Source organism: Arthrobacter sp. SLBN-112, from assembly GCF_006715225.1.
Lineage (GTDB): Bacteria > Actinomycetota > Actinomycetes > Actinomycetales > Micrococcaceae > Arthrobacter.
Genome location: NZ_VFMU01000001.1, coordinates 943,324 through 968,569, shown reverse-complemented (window position 1 = coordinate 968,569; position 25,246 = coordinate 943,324). Strand labels below are relative to the sequence as shown.

24 protein-coding genes are annotated in these 25,246 nt (G+C 65.4%); 15 read left to right on the top strand and 9 right to left on the bottom strand.

Translation table 11 applies throughout. The features are described from left to right. Window positions 1-81: 81 nt before the first annotated feature. Window positions 82-402 carry a hypothetical protein gene (locus FBY33_RS04500; protein ID WP_235010447.1) on the top strand — a complete coding sequence of 107 codons (321 nt, stop codon included), beginning with the start codon at window positions 82-84 and terminating at the stop codon, window positions 400-402. Next, window positions 399-1,382 (top strand): serine/threonine-protein kinase, encoded by a 984-nt coding sequence (locus FBY33_RS04495; RefSeq protein WP_142029482.1) that lies wholly within the window; start codon window positions 399-401, stop codon window positions 1,380-1,382. Before FBY33_RS04500 ends, FBY33_RS04495 begins: the two co-directional genes overlap by 4 nt. Here FBY33_RS04495 and FBY33_RS04490 read toward each other — a convergent pair. Both FBY33_RS04490 and purB read right to left on the bottom strand, forming a co-directional pair. Further along, window positions 1,379-2,056, bottom strand: a complete 678-nt coding sequence (locus FBY33_RS04490) for a histidine phosphatase family protein (protein ID WP_056335725.1) — start codon at window positions 2,054-2,056, stop codon at window positions 1,379-1,381. The two genes, FBY33_RS04495 and FBY33_RS04490, sit on opposite strands and share 4 nt — an antisense overlap. A 131-nt stretch (window positions 2,057-2,187) precedes the next feature. Further along, window positions 2,188-3,630: an adenylosuccinate lyase gene (gene purB / locus FBY33_RS04485; protein WP_142029481.1), complete on the bottom strand. Its 1,443-nt coding sequence runs from the start codon at window positions 3,628-3,630 to the stop codon at window positions 2,188-2,190. 166 nt (window positions 3,631-3,796) lie between these two features. Here purB and FBY33_RS04480 point away from each other — a divergent pair, with 166 nt between their 5' ends. Beyond that, the gene (locus FBY33_RS04480; protein WP_142029480.1) at window positions 3,797-4,099 is read left to right on the top strand and encodes a hypothetical protein; all 303 of its coding nucleotides are present in this window, start codon (window positions 3,797-3,799) and stop codon (window positions 4,097-4,099) included. Next, the gene (locus tag FBY33_RS04475; protein WP_235010446.1) at window positions 4,099-5,445 is read left to right on the top strand and encodes a hypothetical protein; all 1,347 of its coding nucleotides are present in this window, start codon (window positions 4,099-4,101) and stop codon (window positions 5,443-5,445) included. The genes FBY33_RS04480 and FBY33_RS04475 overlap by 1 nt, the downstream gene beginning before the upstream one ends. Window positions 5,446-5,506: 61 nt before the next feature. Here FBY33_RS04475 and FBY33_RS04470 read toward each other — a convergent pair whose 3' ends face one another. Then, window positions 5,507-6,418 (bottom strand): hypothetical protein, encoded by a 912-nt coding sequence (locus tag FBY33_RS04470; protein WP_142029478.1) that lies wholly within the window; start codon window positions 6,416-6,418, stop codon window positions 5,507-5,509. A 194-nt stretch (window positions 6,419-6,612) separates the two neighbouring features. Then, entirely contained in the window at window positions 6,613-7,038 is a 426-nt protein-coding gene (locus FBY33_RS04465; protein ID WP_142029477.1) for a phage holin family protein, read from the bottom strand. A 105-nt stretch (window positions 7,039-7,143) separates the two neighbouring features. Between FBY33_RS04465 and FBY33_RS04460 the strand changes: the two genes are divergently transcribed. From FBY33_RS04460 to FBY33_RS04435, 6 genes are all read left to right on the top strand, one after another. Next, window positions 7,144-8,262 carry a histidinol-phosphate transaminase gene (locus FBY33_RS04460; RefSeq protein ID WP_142029476.1) on the top strand — a complete coding sequence of 373 codons (1,119 nt, stop codon included), beginning with the start codon at window positions 7,144-7,146 and terminating at the stop codon, window positions 8,260-8,262. Between the two features lie 150 nt (window positions 8,263-8,412). Then, the gene (pdhA, locus tag FBY33_RS04455) at window positions 8,413-9,645 is read left to right on the top strand and encodes a pyruvate dehydrogenase (acetyl-transferring) E1 component subunit alpha (protein ID WP_142029475.1); all 1,233 of its coding nucleotides are present in this window, start codon (window positions 8,413-8,415) and stop codon (window positions 9,643-9,645) included. Then, window positions 9,645-10,625, top strand: coding sequence for an alpha-ketoacid dehydrogenase subunit beta (locus FBY33_RS04450; protein WP_142029474.1), 981 nt, complete (start codon window positions 9,645-9,647; stop codon window positions 10,623-10,625). The genes pdhA and FBY33_RS04450 overlap by 1 nt, the downstream gene beginning before the upstream one ends. Window positions 10,626-10,632: 7 nt before the next feature. After that, the gene (locus tag FBY33_RS04445) at window positions 10,633-12,123 is read left to right on the top strand and encodes a dihydrolipoamide acetyltransferase family protein (protein WP_142029473.1); all 1,491 of its coding nucleotides are present in this window, start codon (window positions 10,633-10,635) and stop codon (window positions 12,121-12,123) included. A 31-nt stretch (window positions 12,124-12,154) separates the two neighbouring features. Continuing rightward, the gene (locus FBY33_RS04440; protein WP_142029472.1) at window positions 12,155-12,772 is read left to right on the top strand and encodes a phosphatase PAP2 family protein; all 618 of its coding nucleotides are present in this window, start codon (window positions 12,155-12,157) and stop codon (window positions 12,770-12,772) included. Window positions 12,773-13,072: 300 nt separating this feature from the next. Then, complete coding sequence (locus FBY33_RS04435; RefSeq protein ID WP_142029471.1) at window positions 13,073-14,176, top strand: IS110 family transposase; 1,104 nt, start codon at window positions 13,073-13,075, stop codon at window positions 14,174-14,176. Between the two features lie 335 nt (window positions 14,177-14,511). On the opposite strand, the gene FBY33_RS04430 is transcribed toward FBY33_RS04435, so the two are convergent. The 5 genes from FBY33_RS04430 to FBY33_RS04410 all read right to left on the bottom strand — a co-directional run bounded on the left by FBY33_RS04430 (window position 14,512) and on the right by FBY33_RS04410 (window position 18,262). Further along, window positions 14,512-14,847 (bottom strand): hypothetical protein, encoded by a 336-nt coding sequence (locus FBY33_RS04430; RefSeq protein WP_082566808.1) that lies wholly within the window; start codon window positions 14,845-14,847, stop codon window positions 14,512-14,514. A gap of 178 nt (window positions 14,848-15,025) precedes the next feature. Then, window positions 15,026-15,454, bottom strand: a complete 429-nt coding sequence (locus FBY33_RS04425) for a universal stress protein (protein ID WP_142029470.1) — start codon at window positions 15,452-15,454, stop codon at window positions 15,026-15,028. Window positions 15,455-15,498: 44 nt separating this feature from the next. Beyond that, complete coding sequence (locus tag FBY33_RS04420) at window positions 15,499-16,791, bottom strand: aminotransferase-like domain-containing protein (protein ID WP_142029469.1); 1,293 nt, start codon at window positions 16,789-16,791, stop codon at window positions 15,499-15,501. A gap of 55 nt (window positions 16,792-16,846) precedes the next feature. After that, window positions 16,847-17,521: a GerMN domain-containing protein gene (locus FBY33_RS20595; protein WP_235010445.1), complete on the bottom strand. Its 675-nt coding sequence runs from the start codon at window positions 17,519-17,521 to the stop codon at window positions 16,847-16,849. A 183-nt stretch (window positions 17,522-17,704) separates the two neighbouring features. Beyond that, entirely contained in the window at window positions 17,705-18,262 is a 558-nt protein-coding gene (locus FBY33_RS04410) for an NAD(P)H-dependent oxidoreductase (RefSeq protein WP_056335685.1), read from the bottom strand. A gap of 118 nt (window positions 18,263-18,380) precedes the next feature. On the opposite strand from FBY33_RS04410, the gene FBY33_RS04405 reads away from it, so the two are divergent. The 5 genes from FBY33_RS04405 (at window position 18,381) to FBY33_RS04385 (ending at window position 25,197) form a co-directional block, all read left to right on the top strand. Further along, complete coding sequence (locus FBY33_RS04405) at window positions 18,381-18,992, top strand: TetR/AcrR family transcriptional regulator (protein ID WP_442858315.1); 612 nt, start codon at window positions 18,381-18,383, stop codon at window positions 18,990-18,992. Between the two features lie 267 nt (window positions 18,993-19,259). Continuing rightward, entirely contained in the window at window positions 19,260-20,243 is a 984-nt protein-coding gene (locus FBY33_RS04400; protein WP_142029468.1) for an ABC transporter permease, read from the top strand. Window positions 20,244-20,245: 2 nt separating this feature from the next. After that, window positions 20,246-21,235 (top strand): ABC transporter permease, encoded by a 990-nt coding sequence (locus FBY33_RS04395; RefSeq protein WP_142029467.1) that lies wholly within the window; start codon window positions 20,246-20,248, stop codon window positions 21,233-21,235. Then, a complete protein-coding gene (locus tag FBY33_RS04390) occupies window positions 21,232-23,430 on the top strand; it encodes an ABC transporter ATP-binding protein (protein ID WP_142029466.1) in 2,199 nt (732 codons plus the stop codon). The genes FBY33_RS04395 and FBY33_RS04390 overlap by 4 nt, the downstream gene beginning before the upstream one ends. Before the next feature lie 51 nt (window positions 23,431-23,481). Beyond that, complete coding sequence (locus tag FBY33_RS04385; protein ID WP_142029465.1) at window positions 23,482-25,197, top strand: ABC transporter family substrate-binding protein; 1,716 nt, start codon at window positions 23,482-23,484, stop codon at window positions 25,195-25,197. The last annotated feature ends 49 nt before the right edge of the window (window positions 25,198-25,246 follow it).

The window sequence follows — 25,246 nt, the reverse complement described above, 5'->3', positions numbered from 1 at the left end:
AAATTCACTAGCTGGACTAGCTAGATCAGCTAGTTATATGTAAGCTTACGATCGTTCCCGAAGTTGCTTCCCAACGGAGTCGTGAGTGTGTTGGTTACTTTCACCGAAGTTTCACCGCCCAGTCCCGGCGCTGCCGTGACGTACGTGACGGGCGGGCTGCTGCAAGTTCCCCTGGACGGCACCATTGCGCCGCAGGGAGAGCCCGCGGTTCACTGCGGTGCCGCCATGCGGTTGGTGACCCCGGCCGTGGGATGGGAAGGTGCCAGCTACACGTTCGGGCCAACCGATACGGGAGGCGTTGAGCTTCCGCCAGTATGGCGCTGCGCCTGCGGATTCCAGCTGGACGCGTGGCCTGCCGCCGATCTCGGCGCACCGCGCGCCTCCGTCGCCCTTTCCGCATGAGCATCGCGGCGACAGCAGCGCCGACACTGCCGCTTGACCCGATGAAAACTGGGGCCGGCGGTCTTATTGCCGGCCGCTACCAGCTCAGGGAACGCTTGGGCCGTGGGGCTGCTGCCGAGGTCTTTCGCGCGGTTGACCTGGAGGGCGGTCCTGATGCGGCAGTAAAGATCGCCTCAGCCAATGGCCGGAAGCAGCACCAGCGGCTCCGCAATGAGGCCGACGTGCTGGCCAGGCTCAACCACCCCTCCATTGCTCGGCTTCTTGCCCAGGGCGTCATGCCTCAGGGCGGCCCTCATTCCGGGCGCCCCTTTCTGGTGGAGGAACTGGCTTTTGGCACGAGCCTGGCCGAAACCATCCGGGTACAGAACCCCGGTCCGGCCGATGTTGCGCTGTGGGCACGGAATTTTTTCGCTGCGCTGGCGCACGTTCACTCCAACGGACTTGTTCACCGGGACATCAAGCCGGCCAACCTGATGCTGAGCGGCCTGCGGAGAAGTCCCGTCCGGATCATTGATTTTGGCATCGCCGCCGCGGCGGGGTCTGCGCCCGAACCCGGAATTTCCTCCGGCACCGTGCACTACATGAGCCCCGAGCAGGCATCCGGCGGCGCAGTTGAGCCCTCCTGGGATGTGTACTCCATGGGCCTGGTCCTGCTGGAGCTTCTCACCGGCTCCAAGGCGTTTCCGGGCACCGCCATCGAATCCCTCGTGGCGCGGACCCTTCGGTCCCCGGACGTTCCCGACCAGCTCGGTGAATGGGCGGTCCTGCTGCGTGCCCTCACCGCCATGGATCCCAGGGAACGGCCGACGGCGGCAGGCGCCGCGGGGATGGCCGCGCGCCTGATTCCCCTGGTGCCAGTGCCCGGAGAAGGCAGCCGGGACGGCCAGCGCAGCTACAGCCCCCCGCGGGTGCATGCGGACGCAGTCCCGTGCAGGGCAATGGGCATATTTTCGCCCCGGCGCCACCGGCAGCGGGTTTAGGGCGCGGACACGTCCCGCCCCGTAGGGTCCTCGGCGGTGGGGTCTGCCAGGGCAAGGCCACCCACCGGGCTCCCGTCCCAGTGGATCAGGTTCCAGCCCGCACGCAGGTCGCCCTCCAAAGCCACGATCCCGGTGTTGGCTAGGACGTGGCGGGCGGCGAATTCGTGGTCGGCACCGTCCGCCCGGAGTCCGGCCCAGGTGCGGATCGCGGCACCATGGCTGACCACGGCAACGGTGCCATGCTGTTGCCTTTCGGCCCGCTCCGCCACCTCGGCGATGGCGGCGTCAAACCGTTCAAAAAAGGCGTGGCCGTTCGGACCTGCAGGCATCCGAAGATCCAGGTCCCCGGCGGCCCAGGAGATGACCGTCCCCATGTAGCGCTTGTGGGATTCGTGGTCAGTGAGTTTTTCCAGCGACCCCGCCTCGATTTCGTGCAGCCCGTCCAGCACCTCGATATCAAGGGTATGCAGCCGCGCCAGCGGTGCAGCGGTGATCTGGGTCCTGATAAGCGTGGAGGCATAGAGGGCGCCGATGCGCTCGTTGGCAAGGGAGCGTGCCATGGCCTCCGCCTGGCGTTCGCCCAGTTCGGTCAGTCCGGGGCCGGGGTGGTCGGTATCCAACTGGCCCAGCACGTTGCCGGGGGTTTCGCCGTGGCGGATCAGGAGCAACTTCATGATTCCAGTTTCGCACCCCGGAAGGTGGCCGAGGTACGGCGGAGGGCCGTCACGCTGCCGGGGCGCAGAAAAGCGCCGGGCCCCTTGGGAGCCCGGCGCCGCCGTCGTACGTTCCTGCCCTCCTGCGGGGCTTACTTCAGGTGGTCCACCAACTGGTCAGCGATGCCCGTGTACTTGCCCGGCGTGAGGGCCAGGAGGCGTGCCTCAGCCTCCGGTGAAAGGCCCAGGCCCTGCACAAACTCCTGCATGCGGGCAGCGTCCACGCGCTGGCCGCGCGTAAGGTCCTTGAGCCGCTCGTACGGGTTTTCCATGCCTTCGACGCCGGCAATCGCCTCGGCGCGCATAACCATCTGGATTGCCTCGCCCAGGACTTCCCAGTTGGTGTCGAGGTCCGCCGCGAGCACGTCCTCAGCGACGTCCAGGCGTTCCAGGCCCTTGGCCACGTTGGAAATGGCGAGCAGCGAGTGGCCGAACGCCACGCCGATGTTGCGCTGGCTGGAGGAGTCTGTGAGGTCGCGCTGCCAGCGGGAGGTAACCAGCGTTGCGCCCAGCGTGTCCAGCAGTCCGTTGGAGATCTCCAGGTTGGCCTCGGCGTTCTCGAAGCGGATGGGGTTGACCTTGTGCGGCATCGTGGACGAACCCGTGGCGCCGGCAACAGGGATCTGCGCGAAGTAGCCAATGGAGATGTAGCTCCAGATGTCCGTGCAGACGTTGTGGAGGATGCGGTTGAAGCGGGCCACGTCGGCGTACAGTTCTGCCTGCCAGTCGTGGCTCTCGATCTGCGTGGTGAGTGGGTTCCAGGTCAGCCCGAGCCCTTGAACGAAGGACTTGGAGACGTGCTGCCAGTCGGCGCCCGGTACGGAGGCCACGTGGGCGGCGTAGGTGCCGGTGGCGCCGTTGATCTTGCCCAGGTACTCCGTCTTTGCGATCCGGTCCAGCTGGCGGGTCAACCGGTGCGCGATGACAGCCAGCTCCTTGCCCAGCGTGGTGGGGGTGGCCGGCTGCCCGTGGGTCCGGGACAGCATGGGGACGGCTCGGTTGTCTTCCGCCATTTTGCTGATCTGTCCCACCAGGGCGCGGGCTGCGGGCAGCCACACGTCCTCCACAGCACCCTTGATCCCGAGCGCGTAGGACAGGTTGTTAATGTCCTCGGAGGTGCAGCCGAAGTGCACCATGGCGGTCAGGTTTTCAATGCCGATCACGGGCAGGCGGCGGCCGATGTAGTACTCCACGGCCTTCACATCGTGGACTGTGACGGCCTCGATCTCTGCGAGTTCGGCCACGGAGGCGGCGTCGAACTCGGTGACGATGGCGCGGAGCTGGTCCTGCTGCTCCCGGGTCAGGGGCCCGGCGCCCGGCAGCACATTGTTGCTGGTCAGGTGGATGAGCCATTCGACTTCAACGGCAACGCGGTCACGGTTCAGGGCTGCCTCGGACAGGTAGTCAACGAGGGGGGCGACGGCGGACTGGTAGCGGCCGTCCAGGGGTCCGAGCGCGATTTTTTCCGATGACGCGGCGAGGGCCAGGCGTCCTGAGGGCGTACGGGTATCAGCTGTGGCGGCAGTTTCAGGCATGTGCTGATTCTTTCACGAAGTCCGGCGCGGCCTTAAGCCGGGCAACCACGTTACTTATCCACATAGCGGGCGGCGGTGCTTACCCCGGGGAGGAGGCCTCCCTAGCGTTGGTATCGGCAAGGTCAGGGCGAATCATGCGCCCGGGAGGCGGCGACAGGAAGCTGGCATGGGGAACGATCTGACGGACGGAATATGGGGCCGCGGGCTGGGCGTCAGCCTTGAAGTCCAGGAGCTGGCCCGAAGGGTGGCCCAATGCTCTGACAGGACGGAAGAGGTACTTGCAGGATTTCACGAGATTCAGTTGGCGAACTGGGAATCGCCCGCCGGGCAGGCGTACCGCGATTCGGTAAGCCTGCAGGCGGTGGCGGTCCGGAGGGCGCTGGACCGGCTGCGGGAAGCCTCTGCCGCAGTGGCCGCCCACGCGCGGGCGGCGTTGACCGCCGATTGTTCGCCTGGCAACCGTTTCTGATGGCCGATGCAACACCCTCCGGCTCAGGAGGATCCATCCACGTCTCACCCCCGCCCCCGGACGGGATCCTGACAGTTTCAGGTGGCGTGGGTGGCATCACCGTCCAATTGGAGGAACTGGATGTGGGGGCCGGAAAGCTCGATGAACTCGCCGGCAGCCTCGCCGCGATCGAGGCGGAACTTTCCGGGACGTGGCAGGAGCTTGGTTCCTACCAGAACCAGCCGCGAACCACGGGGACGGCCGCGCTCATTGCCGTGGGGGATGCGCGCGAGGCGGTCGTCAAAGTCCGGCTGGAGCTGCAGCGGATCAGCAGCCAGGTGCGGACCTGCAGGCGGGACTACGAGATCGCTGAATCGGCTGCCCACACGCAGTGGATGCTGGGCCTGTCGGATCCGGATGTTGAACTCCAAAAGCATGTGGACTTCTGGCGCACAGGATTCCTCAATGGAGATGCCATGGAGATGCTGGTGGCGAATGCAGTAACCAGCCTTCCGATGCTTAAGTCACTGGTTGAGGGAGTCAACCCCGCGCTGCGACCGGGCATGGTCACGGCCCGGCAGCAGGAACAGGTGCCCATCGATCTGGATGCCACTCCTGCCGGCCTGCTTGAACGGGTGAGGCTGATCGAGGAGCGCGGCAGCGGCTACATCGAAGTCATCGAGGTGGACAACAGGGGTGCGAAGGCATACGTGGTGGTGGTACCGGGAACCCAGGTGCATGACGAAGACGAGGGCACCAATCCTTTCGATCTTGCCGGGATTGCCGATGGCCTGGGCAGCAGCTCCCGGCAGGTGAATGCCGCTGTCCTCCAGGCGCTCCGGGCGGCCGGTGCCGAGCCGGGAGCGGACGTGGTGGCGGTGGGTTACAGCCAGGGCGGCATCCACGCCATGAACTTGGCGGCAGACCGGGAGTTCCTGAAGGAGTACGACATGAAGTACGTCCTGACTGCCGGATCGCCCATTTCACGCATCATGCCTCCCCCCGACGTCAGCACCCTGCACCTGGAACACCGCACGGACTGGGTGCCGGGCAGCGACGGCGTGGCCAACCGGGACGCCCGGAACCAAGTCACGGTGACAGTGACCAACGACCTTTATGTCCGCGGGGGAGAAAAGGCCGGACTGGGACCGGGCCACAATCTCGGCGGTTACCAGGAGGCGGCCCGGCTGGTAACCGCCAGCAGGGACCCTTCCCTGATGCAGTCCACGGCCGTGCTGGGCGGGGTCCTGGGCGCGGGCGGTGCTGCCACTGCCACCCGGTTTTCCCTGACCAAGCCGCCACCGCCTGCCCTTCCGAGGGAACGCAGGGACCCGTTTTCAGGCCGGGTGCAGCCGGGTGCCAAGTAGGAATGTGCCTGTCAGGAGCGGGCGCCGGGGGGAACCTTGCAGCCATCCAGGTCAGCAGGGTTCAAGAGATCTGCGCGGCATGCAATTCCGCGTGCGCTCTGCTGCGCGGCTTCTCCGGTTGCGGAGCCGGCTGCGGCTCCGGGTGCTGAGCCGTTGCCGGGGCGGCGGCGGGGCAACGGTAGTTGTAGTCGAGGTCGCCTTCAGTGAACTGGGTCAGCGCGACGGTGCCGCCGGACGTGAGGGGGGAAGCGGTGCAGTATTCCTGGGCAGAGGATGTGGATTCCGCACCCGCCAGCCAATTCCGCAGCCGGTAGAGGTTACTGCCGGGACCCACCTCGCCCACAATTTCGTCGAATTGGTACTCGGTGGAATAGATGCCCACGTCCACGCCGGTGCTCTCCAGGTACGCGGTCATGCCTTCCAGTTCGGCAGCGTTGACGGCCTTGTCCCACAGCCAGCTGTTTCCGGTTTCCACGTCCAGCCACCACATGCGCCGCTCCCCGGCATCGCCCGATTCCTTCAGGATCGCCACGTCAGTGAGGGCCATGGCGTAGCCGTGGACGTAGGCGCAGGCAGGTGTATCACTGCCATCACACACCCCGTAGGGATTATTAATGTCCCTACCGTGGTAAGTGTTGCCTGCCGGCCACCATAGCGAATCCACAGGTCCTGTCGCGGCGGTGTTCACGTAGACCGCCGCGGGAGTTCCCCCGGCTGCATCTGACGTTTGGTCCGCCCAGGCCAGTTGGGCCGCCAGACAGGGGTTGACGGTTTCCGGCCTCCCGCCGTTGACACCCACCACGGCGAACGCCGGGGGTGCCGGGAGATCGCCCCCGCACTGGGGCCACGAGATGTCATTGCCCAGCGCGGCGGCGCCGTGCGGGCCCGGCCATGTTTCGGCGTCCGCCTGGGCCGGGCCAGCCTGCCAAGCCAAAAGCAGGCAGGCGGCAAGCAGGATTCTGATGGGCTTCATTCGTGGCCCCCCGTGTGTGGAAACTGGCAGCAAGCAGGCCTCTGGAGGGGCCCGTTTGGCAGCCTAAGCGGGCCGTACCTTGGGGGTCATGGGTGGCGGGTACTGAAGTTTTGGGAATAGCCCACGGGGACGCACCTGTCGGGTACCTGTTTCCGCCCGCCCGCCTACTTGGGGGTTCTCATCCGGCCCTGTAGTCAGCGCCTGCCGCCCGGCAGCAAGCCCGCCACCAGTGAGACCAGGGAGATGATGATCGCGGCAAGGACAGCGGTCCAGAAAAAGGAATCGATGGTGAGGTGTACGGGCGTGTAACTGCTGATCCAGGCTGTCAGGTACAGCATGGCGGCGTTGATCACGATCGCGAACAGGCCGAGGGTCAGAATGGTGATGGGAAGCGCCATGAGCCTGACCAGTGGCCGCACGAAGGCGTTCACCAAACCGAAGATGAGGCCGATGAAGAGGTAGGCCACGACAATCCCAATGGTGTCAGTGTCCTGCGAAATGCCTGTCCTGGCCACCGCATCCGATGCCGCCGTGCTGGAGATGTCCATTCCCGGCAGGATCCAGCTGGCCACCCAAAGAGCTGCGGCATTGACAATGACCCGGAGGATAAGTGAACCCATGGCACCATGCTTCCATACGGGTCCTGGTGGGTGGCTGGCGGCATACCCTCAATTTCCCGGGTTGCTCCCGGAGCCCCCCGGTGCCCTGGAAGTAGGCTATAAGCCATGACTTCACCTGAGACCAGGGCCGGCGGCATCGCACCCCGCCCCGTGCTGGACCGGCTGCCCCGCTACGCCGCAGGAAAGCCGCCGGCCGCCGTTGCTGGACTCGCCAGCTACAAGCTGTCATCCAACGAAAACCCGCTGCCGCCGATTCCGGCCGTCCTTGAGGCGATTGCCAACCAGACGGACTTCAACAGGTACCCGGATCCGCTGAGCAGCAAACTCCGGGCGGCCCTCGCGGAATTCCTTGACGTGCCCGCCGAAGACATCGTCACCGGGGCTGGAAGCCTGGGCGCCTTGAACCAGATCCTTGCCGCCTTTGCCGGCCAGAACGAGGACGGCAAGGCGGACGAAGTCATCTATGCCTGGCGCTCCTTTGAGGCGTACCCCATCAGCGTGGGCCTGGCAGGTGCCGAAAGCGTGCGCGTCCCCGTGACCGCTGACGGGCGGCATGACCTGCAGGCGATGGCGGCCGCCGTGAGCGCCCGCACCAAAGTCATTCTTCTCTGCACCCCCAACAATCCCACCGGGCCGGCCCTTGCCGCGGCTGAAACCGAAGCCTTCATCCGGTCCGTGCCGGCCGACGTCGTGGTGGTCATCGACGAGGCCTACCAGGAATTTGTCAGGGCCGCCGACGCCGTCGACGGAATCGACCTCTACCGCAAATACGCGAACGTGGTGGTGCTCCGGACCTTTTCCAAGGCACACGGCCTGGCTGGCCTGCGTGTGGGCTACAGCGTCTCCCATCCGGAGTTGGCCCAGTACCTCAGGGTTGCCGCTACCCCGTTCGCCGTCTCCCAAATAGCCGAAAAAGCCGCAATTGTTTCCCTTGGGAATTACGCCCAGGTTGTGGAAAGGGTACAAAAACTGGTGGATGAACGCGCGAGGGTAACAGCAGGTCTCCGGGAGCTCGGATGGAATATTCCGGATGCCCAGGGCAACTTCGTATGGCTTGCACTGGGTGCCGAAAGTGCCGCATTCGCGGAACTGGCAGGGACCCGCGCGCTCTCCGTGCGGGCCTTCCCCGGGGAGGGTGTGAGAGTCAGCATAGGGGAACCGGACGCGAACACGCGATTCCTCCAGTTGTGTGCCGACTATACAAAGGCACCGGCAACTTCCTAGCACTTAACAAGTAGCCCTCCCGCTACCTACCGAAGATAAAGTTAGGATCAGTAAGCCAATGTATATGCCGTAAAGGGAATGTATTCCTTGTGAGGCATATATCCCAGCGACATTTGCATTGCATCCGGATGCGGCAAGCAAGGAGACGGTATGGGCACTCATCTGCCTTCCACCGAGTTCGACGGAACAGCGGTAGACGACCAGCGGGAAGCCGATGCTGAGGCCGTGATGGGCGAGCCCGCGGCCCAGATGGTGCAACTGCTCGGCCCCGACGGGAAGCTGGGCACCGACCCGGTCTTCAGTGCCTACGCGGACAAACTGACCCAGGAGGACCTGCGCGGGCTGTACGCGGACATGGCTGCGATCCGCAGGTTCGACGTTGAAGCCACCGCCCTTCAGCGCCAGGGCCAACTGGCACTGTGGGTACCGTTGACGGGCCAGGAAGCAGCGCAGATCGGCTCGGGCAGGGCCAGCCAGCCGCAGGACTACATCTTCCCCACCTACCGCGAGCACGGTGTCGCGCTGACCCGCAACGTGGATCTGGCCGAACTCCTGCGCCAGTTCCGGGGAGTCTCCAACGGCGGCTGGAACCCCAAGGACACCAACTTCCACCTCTACACCCTGGTTCTGGCTGCCCAGACCCTCCACGCCGTGGGCTACGCGATGGGGATCCAGCGCGACCAGAAGCTTGCCGCAGCATCGGACGCGGCCGGCCGGCAGCCCGATGCTGCCGTCATTGCCTACTTTGGCGACGGCGCCAGCTCTGAAGGCGATGTGCACGAGTCCATGGTGTTCGCGTCCTCCTACAAAGCGCCGGTGGTGTTCTTCTGCCAGAACAACCACTGGGCCATCTCGGTACCCACCAACGTCCAGACCCGGGTGCCGCTTTCCAACCGCGCCAAGGGCTACGGTTTCCCCGGGATCCGGGTGGATGGCAATGACGTGATCGCCGTGCACGCGGTCACCGAGTGGGCGCTGGAGCATGCGCGCCAGGGCAACGGGCCCGTCCTCATCGAGGCGTTCACCTACCGCGTGGGTGCCCACACCACCGCCGACGACCCCACCAAATACCGCCCGTCAACAGAGGAAGACGCCTGGCGCGCCAAGGATCCGTTAACACGGCTCGAGAAGTACCTGCGGGGCCAGGATCTTGCGGACGATGACTTCTTCGCCAAGGTCAAAGCCGACGGCGACGAGCTGGCCGCGTATGTCCGGCGCACCGCCCATGACCTTGAAAACCCGGACATCCGGCAGGCCTTCGCCAACGTCTATGCCCAGGCGCACCCGCTGGTGGCCGAGGAACTGGCGTGGTTCGAGGAGTACAGTGCAGGATTCGCCGGCGGGGAAGAGTCCGCCGGGCAGGCAGCAAAGGCAGGCCACTGATGACCACCATGACCATCGCCAAGGCCATTAATGAGGGCCTTCGGGCCACCCTGGCCGCCAACCCCAAGTCGCTGCTGATGGGCGAGGACATTGGCCCCCTGGGTGGCGTCTACCGGGTGACGGACGGCCTGATCGGCGAGTTCGGCCCGGACCGGGTGGTGGACACACCGCTGGCCGAATCCGGCATCATCGGCACCGCCATCGGCCTGGCCCTGCGCGGGTACAGCCCGGTCTGCGAGATCCAGTTCGACGGGTTCGTCTTCCCCGGCTTCAACCAGATCACCACGCAGCTGGCCAAGATGCACGCCCGCAGCCACGGCAACCTCACCGTTCCCGTCGTCATCCGCATCCCGTACGGCGGCGGCATCGGCTCCGTGGAGCACCACTCCGAATCCCCCGAGGCATTGTTCGCCCATACGGCAGGCCTGCGCATCATCACCCCCTCCAACCCGCACGACGCCTACTGGATGATCCAGCAGGCCGTGGAATGCCAGGACCCGGTGATCATCTTCGAGCCCAAGCGCCGCTACTGGCTCAAGGGCGACGTCGACGTCCAGACGCCGGGCCCGTCTGAAGACCCGTTCAAGGCCCACGTGCTGCGCGAAGGCACTGACGCCACGGTGGTTGCGTACGGTCCCCTGGTTCCCGTTGCGCTTGCCGCCGCCAACGCCGCGGCGGAGGACGGCAGGAGTGTGGAGGTCATCGACCTCCGGTCCATCTCGCCGATCGACTTCGACACCGTCACCGCGTCCGTCCAGAAGACCGGCCGGCTGATCGTGGCGCACGAGGCACCCACGTTCGGTGGAATCGGCGGTGAAATCGCCGCGCGCATCAGTGAACGTGCGTTCCACTCGCTCGAGGCGCCGGTGATCCGCGTCGGCGGATTCCACATGCCCTATCCCGTTGCCAAGGTGGAGGAAGACTACCTTCCGGACATCGACCGCATCCTGGAGGCGCTGGACCGCGCCCTCTCCTACTGAGGACACCATGACCCTGAACAAGTTCAACCTGCCTGATGTCGGCGAGGGCCTCACCGAGGCGGAAATCGTCTCCTGGAAGGTCAAGCCGGGCGACGCCGTCGCCATCAATGACGTCCTTTGCGAGATTGAAACCGCCAAGTCCATCGTGGAACTGCCCTCCCCGTTTGCCGGGACGGTCACCGAACTGCTGGTGGACGAAGGGGTGACCGTGGACGTCGGCACCGCCATCATCAGCGTCAGCGACGACGTCTCCGGCGATCCGACGCCGGCAGACGTCCGCGCGCCGGAGACGCCCGTTGCCCGTGAAACGCCGGTGCAGCCGCTTTACGGCAAGCTCCCGGAGGACGCGGCAGAGGACACGGCGGCCGACGGCGGCACTGGTGGAAGTGCCCCGGCCGCCGGTCCGCTGGTGGGTTCCGGCCCCAAAGCCGATGCCGTCAAGCGACGCCCGCGGAAGACCACGCCCGCCACCGCCGTGACGGTCAACGCCCCGCAGGTCGAGCCCGTCCAGCCGCACACGCCCGCCGCTGTAACTGCTGCTACCGAACCCGCCGCCGTCGACTACCGGCCCACCCTTGGCGGCACCATTACGGGCCTGGTCAACCGGGTGCTGGCCAAGCCGCCGGTGCGCAAGATCGCCCGGGATCTCGGCATCGACCTCGCGGATGTTGTTGCTACCGGTTCACGGGGCGAGGTGACGCGCGAGGACCTGGTCAGCTACCAGGCGCAGCGCGACGCCGAACTGGACAAGGCAGAGGGTTTCTGGGGCAAGGCCGGTAAGCCGCAGGACCAGCGCGTGGAGCGGATCCCGGTCAAGGGCGTCCGCAAGGCCACGGCAAAGGCGATGGTGGAATCCGCCTTCGCCGCGCCGCATGTCAGCATCTTCGTGGACGTCGATGCCAGCCGCACCATGGAATTCGTCAAACGGCTCAAGGCTTCCCGGGACTTCGAGGGGGTCAAGGTCTCGCCGCTGCTCATCCTGGCCAAGGCCGTCATCTGGGCGGCCGCCCGGAACCCCAGCGTGAATGCCTCATGGGTGGACAACGAGGACTCCGACACCGCTGAAATCCATGTCAAGCACTTCATGAACCTCGGCATTGCCGCTGCAACCCCGCGCGGACTGATGGTCCCCAACATCAAGAACGCCCAGGACCTCTCCCTGAAGGAGCTGGCGCTGGCGCTGAACAACCTGGCCACCACCGCCCGGGCAGGGAAGACCCAGCCGGCCGAGATGCAGGGCGGCACACTCACCATTACCAACATCGGCGCCCTGGGCATCGACACGGGCACGCCCATCATCAACCCGGGCGAGGTGGCCATCGTTGCCTTCGGAACCATCAAGCAGAAGCCGTGGGTCCTGGACGGTGAGGTGATTCCGCGCTGGATCACCACGCTGGGAGGGTCCTTCGACCACCGCGTGGTGGATGGTGACCTGTCTGCCCGTTTCATGGCCGACGTCGCAGCCATCCTGGAAGAGCCCGCGCTCCTCCTGGACTAGGGCCTTAGGGCCAGGGGTCTTGGACAAGGACGTGACGGTAAGCAGCGGCTCCATCCGGGTCAGGAACCACACCGCCAAGTGGCTGACGGAGGTCCTCCAGCCCCCGGTGGTGGTCAGCATCCAACTGCTGATCAGCCCCTTGCCGGAGGCCGGATTCCCCAGGACCATCGGTTACGGGGCACTGGCGGCACTTTTTGTGTGTGTGGTTCCGCTCCTGGTGTTGCTGGTGCTGGTCCGGCTGGGGAAGGTCACCGACCACCACGTGAGCGACCGGAAGCAGCGCGCCCCTGTACTCCTCATGGCGCTGGGCTGCATTGCGGTGGGTTTGCTGGTGCTGAACGCTGTGGACGCGCCCCGGAGTGTGACCGCGATGGTCCTGGCGGTGGTGGGCGGAGTAGCCGTCCTGGCGGCCGTCAGTCCTTTCTGGAAAATGAGCGGCCACGCCGCTGCCGTGTCCTGCGCCGCCGTCGTCTTGGTGCTGATGCTCGGCCCCGCCTGGGCGCCGCTGCTGCTCCTGGTTCCCGCGGTCAGTTGGTCACGCGTGGTCCTGAGGGCTCATACCCCTGCGCAGGTGGTGGCCGGCTCGCTGTTCGGCGGGATGGTGATGGCCGGAATCTGGTGGCTGCTGCAGGGCTTGCTGCTGGCCTGAACGCACCGTTGCCGGGATGCGCCCGTCCTAGACGATATGGGTGGGCGCCTTGAGGGGAAGGGGGCCAGGTCCTTCTGGAGTCCATACTGGCCCGGCGGATCCGGACCGCGAGCTTTAGTGCTCGACGCTTGTATCGTGGGAGCGACGCGTTCCGGATCCTGTCACCGGGCCGGTGATGGCCTCTATCAGAAGGACCTGGTCGCTTTGGAGGCTGGAACCTTCTCTTCAAGACGACGTGGATTTTCCCCAGACTTAATCCATTGGGGACAGAGCCACAATTGAAGTTTGGAGGTTCCAGCTATGCACGAGCGTACTCACGTCGGCCTGGATGTCCACGCGCTCACGGTCGTCGCCTGCGCGATCGACGGCCAGACGGGTGAGATACTCCGGGACCGGCTGACACCGGATCATGGTGAAATTCTCGCCTGGATCAAAGCACTGCCGGGCCCATCCCGAGTGGTCTATGAGGCAGGTCCTACTGGCTTTGTCCTGGCCAGGGCACTTCGGGCAGCAGGCATTGATTGCGTGGTCGCGGCCCCCTCCAAGCTTCAGCGACCGAGCGGAGACCGCGTCAAAACCGACAAGAACGACGCCCTGCATCTGGCGCGGCTGCTCAAACTCGACCAAATCACCGAGGTCACCGTCCCGAGCCCCGGGCAGGAAGCGGCCCGGGACCTGGTGCGGGCAAGAGAAGACACCCGCGGGGACCTGATGCGCGCCCGACACCGGGTCTCCAAACTTTTGCTGCGCCAAGGTCTGCGCTACAGCGGCGACACCTGGACCCAAGCCCATATGGGCTGGCTCTATCAACAGCATTTCGACTCCCCGGCCCTGCAACTGACCTATGACCTCGCCGTCGAAACCGTCACAGAAACACTGAACCGGCGCGATCGCCTCGATAAAGCCATCACTAAAATCGCCTACGAAAGCGAATACACGCCCGTCGTCAGGGCACTGGAATGCTTGCGCGGGATCTCCACACTCACAGCATTCGGCCTGGCCGTCGAGATCGGAGACTGGAACCGCTTCACAGGGCGCACCATCGGTGCTTACCTCGGCCTTGTCCCCAGCGAAAACTCGTCCGGCCAGCACCGGTCCCAGGGCAGCATCACGAAGACCGGAAACACCCACGCGCGTCGACTTCTGATTGAGGCGGCCTGGCACCACCGACGAGCCTACACGCGGCCTTCCATGCAAATGCGTGCCCGCTGGGAAGCAGCAACCCCCGCAGCCAGAACCCGCGGACAGGCCGGCAACCGCCGGCTGCACGAACGCTGGCTGGTCTACCTGGAACACCGGAAAAGGCCTGTAATCGCCAACGTCGCCATCGCACGCGAACTGGCAAGCTGGTGCTGGTCATTGGCCAGCGAAGCACAGAAGGCCACAAGCCAACCAGCTCCATGAAACGTCCGGGACGTCTGGGAACAGGTTGGGCCACAAGGCAGCGCGTGGAGTGAACTCGCGTCGCGACTATGAGTAACCCCAAAATGGGGCCACGCTCGACCCTAGAGAAGCGATCCGCTCCAGCCGAACACCTCGTCCTGCGGTAACCAACCCGCGCATATTAGTCTGACAACGCCACGTCGCCAACGACACGCTGACCAACCCCACCAGACGCCCCGGACCAACACAAGATGCGGCCACGCCCAACCCGCCATGGCCAACATCAGAAAAGCGGCCCACGGGCTCTCAACCCGGGACCGCTTTCCCCTGGCCCTCTTGACAGAATCAACTACATATTAGTACGCGGAGTAGGCGGTGAGTGCCTCAAGCAGGGCAGGATCAGCCGTGGTTCCCAAAACCACCGCGGCTGCGGTCATCAGGCCGCCCATGAGGGCGGCCATTCCGGCCCAGGCGCCCAGGAGCTTCCAGTCCTCGCGCAGGACGCTCCGCACGGTCTGGGGAAGCTCAAGCCCCGGCGCGATGAGGTTGGGGGCGCTGTCCAGGGTGCCGTCATCAAGGAGGGCGACAACCCTGCCGTTGCTGCGGTCCACCCGCATGGAGGAGATGTGGTTGCCGTGGCGGGCCAGGAGGATGTCGTGGCCAACGAGCTGGCGGCGCTGCAAGGTAATCAAGGGGAGCCCTTCGCTGGGAGTGGATTCGTCAGTGTCCACGCCTTTGGGGCCCTCCCTCAATTTTATCTTTGCGCCGGCAGCCGAAACGGTGATATAGCGGTGAGAACGGACACCCCCCGCAGCGATATCCGCCACCACGGGGCGTGTCCGGCGTTACGCCGGCAGACCGTCCCGGGGGTTAGTCGGCGTCGTAGGTGTTGGCTATGTACACGTCGCAGGGCGCGTTGTGGGCCACGCTGTTGGCCACGCTGCCAAGGACGCGCCCGATGCCCTGCATGCGCCGGTTTCCCACCACGATGATCCGCGCATCCATCCGCAGGGCTTCCTTGATGAGGGCATCTGCCGGCCGTCCCCGGGCGGCAGAGTACGTCACCGTGATGTCGCGGCCCAACGATTCCGCCACCGTCCTGGCAACCTGTTCCGCGGCGTCGGCGTCCGAGACGATCCAACGGTCGCTGCCGCTGCCGAACACTTCGGTCTTGTCGCTGTCGAAGGCGGACACGACGTGCAGGGATGCGCCCAGGGCTGCCGCCAGGTCCTTGGCTGACTGCGCCGCCCTCTTCGCGGTCTCGCTGCCGTCAACCCCTACAACGATGATTCCAGCCATATGCATGCTCCTTTGCTCGGTTTTCGGCACTCGTGTGGCTTACGCTACAGCGCGGCGATGGCTTCCTGCAGCACCGGCGCCAAGCGGCGCACTCCCTCGGCGATGGCGTCGGGAGGTACGGCGCTGAAGGCGAGCCGGAGCTTGTTGGACGGATCGTCCGACGGCGTGAAGGCGGCACCGGGGATAAACACGACGCCCGCATCGATCGCCTTGTGCAGCAGCGGGTAGGTATCAACGCCCTCGGGCAGCGTGACCCAGACGAAGAAGCCGCCCTGCGGGCTGGTCCAGGTGGTCCCCGCGGGCATGTATTCCTTGAGGGCGGCCAGCATGGCACGGCAGCGCTCCGCGTACAGCCCGCGGTAGGTTCCGATCTGGCCCTTCCAGTCGTAATCCCGCAGGTAGGCCGAGACCAGCATCTGGTTCAGGGCGGGCGGGCAGAGCGTCACCGACTCCGCCGCCAGGTAGTAGCGGCGCTGCAGGTGCTCCGGCACAAGCGCCCAGCCAATGCGCAGGCCGGGCGCGAAAATCTTGGAGAAGGACCCGAGGTAGATGACGTCGTCAGGATTGGCGGCACGCAAGGGCGGCAGCGGCTCCCCCTCGAAGCGGAGCAGGCCGTACGGGTTGTCCTCCAGGACCAGAATATTCGCCCTGCGGCATATATCCACCACCTGCTGCCGGCGCTCCCTGGCTAGGGTGATGCCGGACGGATTGTTGAAGTTGGGAATGGTGTAGAGGAACTTGACGCTTTTGCCGGCCAGCTGCAGGGCGGCGATCCGAGCCTCCAGCAGATCCGGAACCAGCCCGTATTCGTCCATCTCCACCGTCTCCACCAGGACCTGGTAGGACTCGAACGTGTTGAGCGCGCCCACGTACGTGGGGTCCTCCACCAGCACCACGTCCCCCGGATTGCAGAAGAGTTTGGTGGCCACGTCCTGGGCCGACTGCGAACCTGCGGTGATCACCACGTTCTCCGGGCGGGCATCCAGGATGCCTTCGGCGGCCATGACCTCGCAGATCTGCGCGCGGAGCTCCGGCGTTCCCTGCCCGGCCCCGTACTGGAGGGCGGTCAGGCCATCCTCCGCGATGATTTTGGCTGCCGTTGCTGCCAGCCGGTCCAGGGGCAGCGACTGCAGGTAGGGGCTTCCCCCCGCCAGGGACACCAGGCCGGGCCGCAGGGAGATGTCGAAGACATCCCTGACTGCCGACTGCCGGATGTTTGCCGCGCGCTCGGAGAACAGCTCCTCGTGCCGGTGCGCGGAGGTGGCGGCACGCTCGATCGCGTCGATGGCTTCTGCGGGCAGCGTGCCTGCGGAAGCGTCAAGTGTTTCGTGGGTCACAGAGTCAGGATACAGCTACTTGTTGCTTGAAAAGCAACAGTTGTTTATCAACGATTTACCGGCTGACCTGCTTCAATTTCAGGAAATCGGCGAGGGTCTCGCCGTTGATGTAGATGTCGGCCCTGATCGCCCCCACCGCCTGAAGGGCCGTCTGGGTGAGCTGGGCCTCTATGCGGGGAAGGTCGCAGGTCCCGCCGGGCTTCAGGTTGCCCGCCAGGTAAACCGTGACCGTGGTGCCGTCAAAACTCCCGGACAGGAACTTCAGCCGGGAACCGCCTACTGCGTTGAACAGCCCGCCGTGCTGTTGTTCGCCGTCAAGCAGGGCTACGATCGCCGCCTTAAGCCGTGCATCCCCGGCGCTGCCCGCCGGGGCGGAGCCAACCAGGCTGTCGTTGCAGCCGAAGCGGACGCCGTGCCTCCCGCCGTCGTCCACCATCACCATGTAGGCCGTTACCGGTGGGGCCGTGGGCGCTGCCGTTGCCTGCGGGGTGTTTTCCGGCTTTCCTGCCGCCCGTCCATACTGCGCGCCAGTGGTACTGCTGCCCATCGTGGCCGGCAGGAGGGCCAGCGGGGCGGCACTGGTTCCGGCAGTTCCACTGGCCGCGGGCAGGGGAGACCCTTCGGGCTGGGGGAGCGGAGCACTGCAAGCGGAGAGCAGCAGCGCAAGGCAGCCTGCGGCCGCCGTCAGGCTGCCGGGGCCACCGCCGCCCCAACTCCGTCTTTTTGCCATGCGGCACCGCAATCCGATCCGGTAGTTTCCAGTGGATTAACGCTACGGCTGCCCTTGCCCGCCCGGATGTCCGGAAGGTACCGGTTGGGACAAGAGTTGGTCACGGCCCGGGAAGTGCCCCTTAACGAAGCCGCGCCCGGCACGCGGAGTTGCGTGCCGGGCGCGGCCGGGTTGTGGGTGGGGTCAGGCTGCCGGTGCTGCGGCGGCCAGGGCGTCGAAGATGCCCTTGATCTGCTCCACCACCTCGGCGTCGTCCTTGGGGTGCACTTCGGCGAAACGCACCATGGAGCCGGGAACAGCCAGCTTGACGTCGTCCAGGATCTGAGCGCCGGCAATGCCGGCGGCCTTGCGTGCCTCGTCCTGGGCCCACACGCCGCCGTACTGGCCAAACGCGGTACCGACGACGGCGGTCGGCTTGCCTGCCAGGGCGCCGGCACCGAAGGGGCGGGACAGCCAGTCGATGGCGTTCTTCAGGGCGGCGGGAACGGTGCCGTTGTGTTCGGGCGTGACCAGCAGGAGGGTGTCGGCCTCTTCGGCGGCGGCGCGCAGTGCGGCGGCGGCAGCCGGCACCTGGCCCTCCACGTCGATGTCCTCGTTGTAGAACGGGATGTTGCCCAGGCTCTCGTGGATCACCACGTCCACCTGCTCGGGGGCGTTGAGCTGGATGGCTTCGGCCAGCTTCTGGTTGGTGGACTCGGCGCGGAGGCTGCCAACAAGGGTAAGGACGGTGCTCTTGGTCATGGAAACTCCTGGCTAGGGTCGCGGCGGGGACCGCGTGTGGTTAGAGAGAGGCTCGAGAGCCATCACTGGACTAAACGGACCGCAGTCCGGTTCTATTCCCGGTGGCTACACTGTCTTTGTGAGTTCCATCCCAGTGCGGCCGGGAATGACACCGGTAACGGCCGCGGAACGCAGCGATGCTGCCCGGAACCGGGAACGGCTCCTGGTGGCCGCCCGGGAATTGATCGGCCAGGGCGGGGTGGCGGCACTCACCATGGACCGCCTGGCGGAACACGCCGGTGTCGGCAAGGGCACTGTCTTCCGCCGCTTCGGCAGCCGGGCCGGACTGATGCTGACGCTGCTGAACGACTCGGAGGCCGCCTTCCAGGCCCGCGTCCTGTTCGGCCCCCCGCCCCTGGGGCCAGGCGCCGCGCCACTCGACCGGCTCGTCGCCTTTGGCGCCGAGCGGATCGCCTACGTGCTGGAATACGGGGACCTGGTCCTCGCCGCCGGCCATGCCTCCCGCGACAGGTTTGACGTCCCGGCCGCCGCGCTCTGGAACCAGCACGTGGAGATGCTCCTGCGCGAAGCCGGCGTCGATTCCCCTGAACCGTGGCTGATGGCGGGATCCCTCAATGCCACGCTGGACGCTGAACGGCTCCTGCACCTCGTCCGCGGGCACGGAGTCACCAGTGGGCGGCTGGCGGCTTCCTGGCGCGATCTTGTCACACGGGTGGCGGGCGGCGCGTAGATTACGCGGTTCAGAGCCCTTGCGTCCAGTCAAACCAACTTCACAGAACTATTCATAACGATCTGATACGGCCCGCCTGGTTTCCGGGGATTGCGGCACTTTTCCGGTGACGGCTTGTGATAGTTTCCTCTGGAATGTGACCCGCGACATAGTGCACCAGGACCTGCCCTTGGGGCTGCGGGAGGCCAGCTACCCGCTGGTGCAGGACCCGGTGAGGCGGCACAACCCGTGCTTGTCCGGGGGAGACGGAAGGATCCAGCAGCGCCCATGCTCAAGTACCTTGCCAAGCGCGGCATCACCTATGTGGTGATGATCTTCCTCACCACGTCCGCCGGCTACTTCCTGGCTGTCAGCTCGCTCAAGCCGGCACTGCTCGAGCAGGAGCGGATCCCGCGGCCAACCCCGGAGCAGGTTGCCAACTCAATGCGGCTCAAGGGTCTGGACCCGGACCTTAGCCCGTGGGAGCGCTACGTTGACTGGCTCACCGGCATTGTCACCCGCTGGGACTGGGGGCGCAGCCCCAACGGTGCCTACATCAATGCCGAATTCGGGGACCGCGTTTGGATCTCAACCCGGCTTTTCCTGGCTTCCATCATCCTGACCCTGGTCATCGGCGTCGCACTCGGCGTCTATTCGGCGGCACGGCAGTACAAGTTCCAGGACCGTGTCATCACGTCCTACAGCTACCTGGCCTACATCGTGCCGGCGCCCATCGCCTACTTCCTGGTGCAGCTGGGAGCCATCAACATCAACGAATCCGTGGGTGAGCGGATCTTTTTCGTCACCGGCATTTCCACCCCCGGCATCGCCCCCGGCTGGGCCCACTTCGTTGACATGGTGGCGCACTATGTAGTGCCCACGGTGGCCATCACACTCGTCGGCTGGGGCGCGTACCAGATTGCGCAGCGGCAATACCTGCTGGACAACGTCAACGCCGACTTTGTCCGCACCGCGCGGGCCAAGGGGCTCACCCGGAACCAGGCCATTGCCCGGCACGCGCTTCGTGTGTCCTTCATTCCGGTGGCCCAAAGCATCGCCTTCACCATCCCGGCCATCTTCGCCGGCGGCTTCTTCGCTGAAAAGATCTTCGCCTGGCCAGGCGTGGGGTCCTGGAGCATCGATGCCATCTCGTTGCAGGACGTCAATGCCGCCACGGCCACCCTGGCCTACGGCTCCGTGATCTTTGCACTGGGCGCCATCCTGGCGGACTTCGCCACCACGCTTGTCGACCCGAGAGTGCGGGTGCAGTAGCCATGACCAACCTGAACGCCGTTGACCCGGCAGCCGTGGCGCAGGACGCGCACCTGGAAAGCGCCGACGTCGTCATTGGCAAGAACACCATCATTTTCCGCCGCTTCCTGCGGAACAAGACCGCTGTGGCGGGCCTGGCCATCTTCCTGGCCCTGACCGTTTTCTCGTTCATCGGGGGGTTCCTCACCCCGTGGGACAAGGAAACCATCGACCCCTTCAACATCGGGATGCCGCCGTCGGCCGACCACTACCTCGGCACGTCACAGGCGGGCATCGACCTGTACGCCATGACCGTGGAGGGCACCAGGATCTCCATCCTCATCGGCCTGGTGGTAGGCCTGGTATCGGTCCTGGTCGCCGCCGTCTACGGCTGCACCATGGCCTACTTCGGCGGCAAAGTGGATAAGGTCATGCTGTTCATCCTGGAAGCGCTGATCATGATGCCGGCACTCCTGGTGGTTGCTGTGGCCACCAGCGGCGGAGGTGAAGGCCTGAAGCGGAACCTTCCCTCCTGGCTGCTGCTCATCATCGTCCTGCTGGTGTTCAGCTGGATGGGCACCGCCCGGTTGATCCGCTCCATGTCCATGTCCCTGATGCAGCGGGACTTCGTCAAAGCAGCCCAGTACATGGGCGTCCCCCCGCGGCGCATTGTCTGGCGGCACCTGGTGCCGAACATCGGCTCCCTGTTGATCCTGGACATCACCCGCGGCGTCACCGCGGCCATCCTCGCCGAAGTCGCCTTTTCCTTCATCGGCATCGGAATCAAGGTCCCGGACGTCAGCCTCGGCGTACTGATCGGCGGCGCCACCTCCCAGGTGCAGACCTTTCCCTGGATGTTCTGGGTTCCGCTCACCGTCATGTTCCTGCTGACCGGGTCCCTGGCCATGATGAACGACGGCCTGCGCGACGCCTTCGACCCCAGCTCCAGTTCCACCGGCAAAGCCCAGAAGGCCAAAGCCCGGAAAACCACGGCGGAAAAGAAGACGGCATGAGCAGCGAAACCACCACCGGAGCCATTGAACCCGCACGCTCAGACGTGGAGCGCCTGCACGTGGCGGGACTGCACGCCCCCACCGACGCAGTTCTGTCCGTCCGTGACCTGAACGTCCGCTTCAACTCTGAGAACGGCGTGGTCCAGGCCGTCAGGGGCGTCGACTTCGACCTGATGCCGGGCAAGACGCTGGGAATCGTGGGTGAATCGGGTTCCGGCAAATCGGTCACCTCGCTGGCCATCATGGGGCTCCTCCCGCCCACGGCCCAGGTCTCCGGCTCCGTCCGGCTCAAGGGCCGGGAGCTGCTGGGGCTCAGCGACAAGGACATGTGCAAGTACCGCGGCAACGATCTCGCCATGGTTTTCCAGGATCCCCTGTCTTCCCTCACCCCTGTGTTCACGGTGGGCACCCAGATCGTCGAGGCGCTGACCATCCACCACCCCACCATGAGCAGGACAGCCAAAGAAGCCCGCGCCGTCGAGCTGCTGGCCATGGTGGGAATTCCCAGCCCCAGGGACAGGCTGAAAGCCTTCCCGCACGAATTTTCCGGCGGCATGCGGCAGCGCGTCATGATCGCCATCGCCATCGCCAACAACCCCCGCGTCCTGATCGCCGATGAGCCCACGACGGCCCTGGACGTCACCATCCAGGCCCAGGTCCTCGAGGTGCTGCACACGGCACAGGAGGAAACCGGCGCCGCCGTCGTCATGATCACGCACGACCTTGGCGTGGTGGCCGGGATGGCAGACGACATCATGGTCATGTATGCCGGCAAACCGGTGGAAACCGGCGCCGTTGATGACATCTACTACAACCCCCGGATGCCCTACACCATGGGCCTGCTCGGCGCCGTGCCCCGCGTGGATGTGGCGGAAAAATCCTCGCTTGTTCCCATCGAGGGCATGCCGCCGAACCTGCTGCACGCCCCCACAGGGTGCTCGTTCGCGCCCCGCTGCCCCCTCGCCTCGGACGCCTGCCTGGACGGCGAGCCCGCCCTGACACCCGTTGCCGGCGCGGCCCTGCACCGGGCCGCCTGCATCAAGTCCGATTCACTGGGCGGAAGCATGGATGTGCACGACGTGTTCGCCGCCCCGCCGGTGCCGGTGTCCCGCTTCGATGCGATCCCAAGGAATGAGCGGTCCACGGTACTGCAGCTCACGGACGTGCGGAAACACTTCCCGCTGACCAGGGGCGCCCTGATCAAGCGCAGGATCGGCACCGTCAAGGCCGTGGACGGCCTGAGCTTCGACATCCGCGAAGGCGAATGCTTCTCCATCGTGGGCGAATCGGGATCGGGAAAGACCACCACGCTCCTGGAAATCATGGAGTTCCACCCGGACCAGGACGGTGAGGTGGTGATCGGCGGCCTGAGCAACAAGCAGGCGGCTGACGCCAAGACCAAAGCCAAAATGCGGCGCGAACTCCAGATGGTGTTCCAGGACCCCACCGGCGCCCTGGACCCGCGGTTCACAGTCTATGAAGTCCTTGCCGAACCCCTGCAGAACGCGGGCATGGACCGCGCCGCCATCAGGAAGCGGATCATGGAGTTGATGAAGCTCGTGGGCCTGCAGCCGGACCACGTCAACCGCTTCCCCAACCAGTTCTCCGGCGGCCAGCGCCAGCGGATCGGCATTGCCCGCGCACTGGCGGTGAACCCCAAGCTGGTGGTCCTGGACGAGCCCGTCTCGGCCCTCGACGTGTCGGTCCAGGCCGGCGTCATCAACCTGCTGGACCACCTGCGCGCCGAACTGGGCCTGAGCTACCTGCTGGTGGCGCACGACCTCTCGGTGGTGCGCCACATCTCCAACCGCGTGGCCGTGATGTACCTGGGGAAGATCGTGGAGATCGGGGCGGTGGACCGCGTCTTCGACAACCCCCGCCACCCCTACACCCGTGCGCTCCTCTCGGCCATCCCCGTGCCGGACCCCCAGCTGGAACGCACCCGCGAACGCATCATCCTCCAGGGCGACCTGCCCTCACCGCTGCAGGCGCCCAAAGGCTGCAACTTCGCCACCCGTTGTCCTGTCTTCGCGGCGCTGCCGCCGGCCAAGCAGGAGAAGTGCCTGACCCTGGAACCGCCCCTGGAAGCAGCGGTGTCCGCCACGGACCAGCAGTTCGCCTGTTTCTTCCCGGACGGGGAGCTGGATGAGGACATGCTGGTGGTCCACGAAACGGCGGACCACCATGCGCCCTAGAATTTCTCGACCCACAAGCACCACCACTCGCACCACAATGAAGGGAAAACCATGAGGAAACTGAACAGGATCGGCGGAGCTGCAGCCGTTGCTGCGGCCCTGGCGCTGACGGCCTGCGGCGGTGGCGGTGCCAGCGGCCCCGAAACGGCCAAGGGCCAGGAATCCGGAAGTGACCTGTCCAAGCTGATCAGCATCAACGAGAAGCCGGCAGCCGACCTCCAGCAGGGCGGCAAGGTCACCCTTCCGCTGGGCAACATTGGCCCGGATTTCAACGGGTTCTCCAACAACGGCAACAGCGCGGACAACTCCGCCCTGCAGGTTCCGATGAACCCCGTCGGGATGAACAGCGGCGGCATCGGCGGCTGCTGGAAGGTTGACTTCAAGGGCAAGGTCACGCCCAACACTGACTTCTGTGAATCAGTGGACAGCGAAGTCAAGGACGGCAAGCAGACCATCACCATCAAGGTGAACCCCAAGGCCACCTACAACGACGGCACGCCCATCGACGTGAAGGCCTTCAAGAACACCTGGAACACCCTCAAGAGCCCCGATGCCGGCTACGACATCGTCAGCTCGGGTGCCTACGAGTTCGTTGATTCTGTCGAGGCAGGCAGCAACGACAAGGAAGTCATCGTTAAGACGAGCCGCCCGGTCTTCCCGGTGGATTCCCTCTTCTTCGGCCTCATCCACCCTGCCGTCAACACCCCTGAAATCTTCAACGAGGGCTACAACGGCAACCTGCACCCCGAGTGGATGGCCGGTCCGTTCAAGCTGGACCAGTACGACACCGCCGCAAAGACCGTAACCCTGGTGCCGAATGACAAGTGGTGGGGCCAGAAGCCGGTCCTGGCCAATGTCACCTTCCGCCAGCTGGAAACGAGCGCGCAGATTGCGGCATTCAAGAACGGCGAGATCGACGCCATGTCCGCCAACACCATCTCTCTCTACAAGCAGCTTGACGGCACCAAGGATTCAGACATCCGCCGCGGCCAGCGCCTCTTCGCCGGCGGCATGAACCTGAACGCCCAGCGCATCACCGATGTTGCCGTCCGCAAGGCCATCTTCGCCGCCGTCGACCGCGAAGCCCTCCGCAAGGTGCGCTTCAACGGCCTCAACTGGGAAGAGCCCAGCTCCGGCTCCATGATGCTGCTGCCGTTCTCGGATTACTACCAGGACAACTACCCGGTCAAGGAAACGGGGCCGGACGCCGCCAAGAAGGTCCTCACCGACGCCGGTTACACGGCCAACGCCAACGGCATCATGGAGAAGGACGGCAAGGCCGCCGCCTTCAAGATCAGCAACTTCGGCGACGATCCCACCACCCTCGCCTTCACCCAGACCCTGCAGAAGCAGCTCCAGGCAGGCGGCATGGACGTGGGCATCGATCAGCGCGCCTCCGCCGACTTCGGTAAGGTTCTCGGTTCCCGCGAATTCGACATGAGCGTCTCCGGCTACACCGTGGGCGCGGACGCCACCGACGCCGTCAAGCAGTACTACGACTCCAAGACAAACGAGAACAAGCTGGGCGACGCCGAGCTGGACAAGAAGATCGCGGACCTCGCCTCCATCGAGGACAACGCAGCCCGCAACAAGGCTGCCATGGACGTAGAGAAGGAGCACATGGCGAAATACTTCTCCATGGGCGTGGTCATGAACGGCCCGCAGATCTCCTTCGTCCGCACCGGCCTGGCCAACTACGGCCCGTCCCTGTTCCAGAGCCTCTCGCAGGTTCCGGACTGGACCACCATCGGCTGGGAAAAGAAGTAGCCACCACTCCCGCGGCCTTGCCCGCGTAGCGGAGAGCCGGCACCCCTGG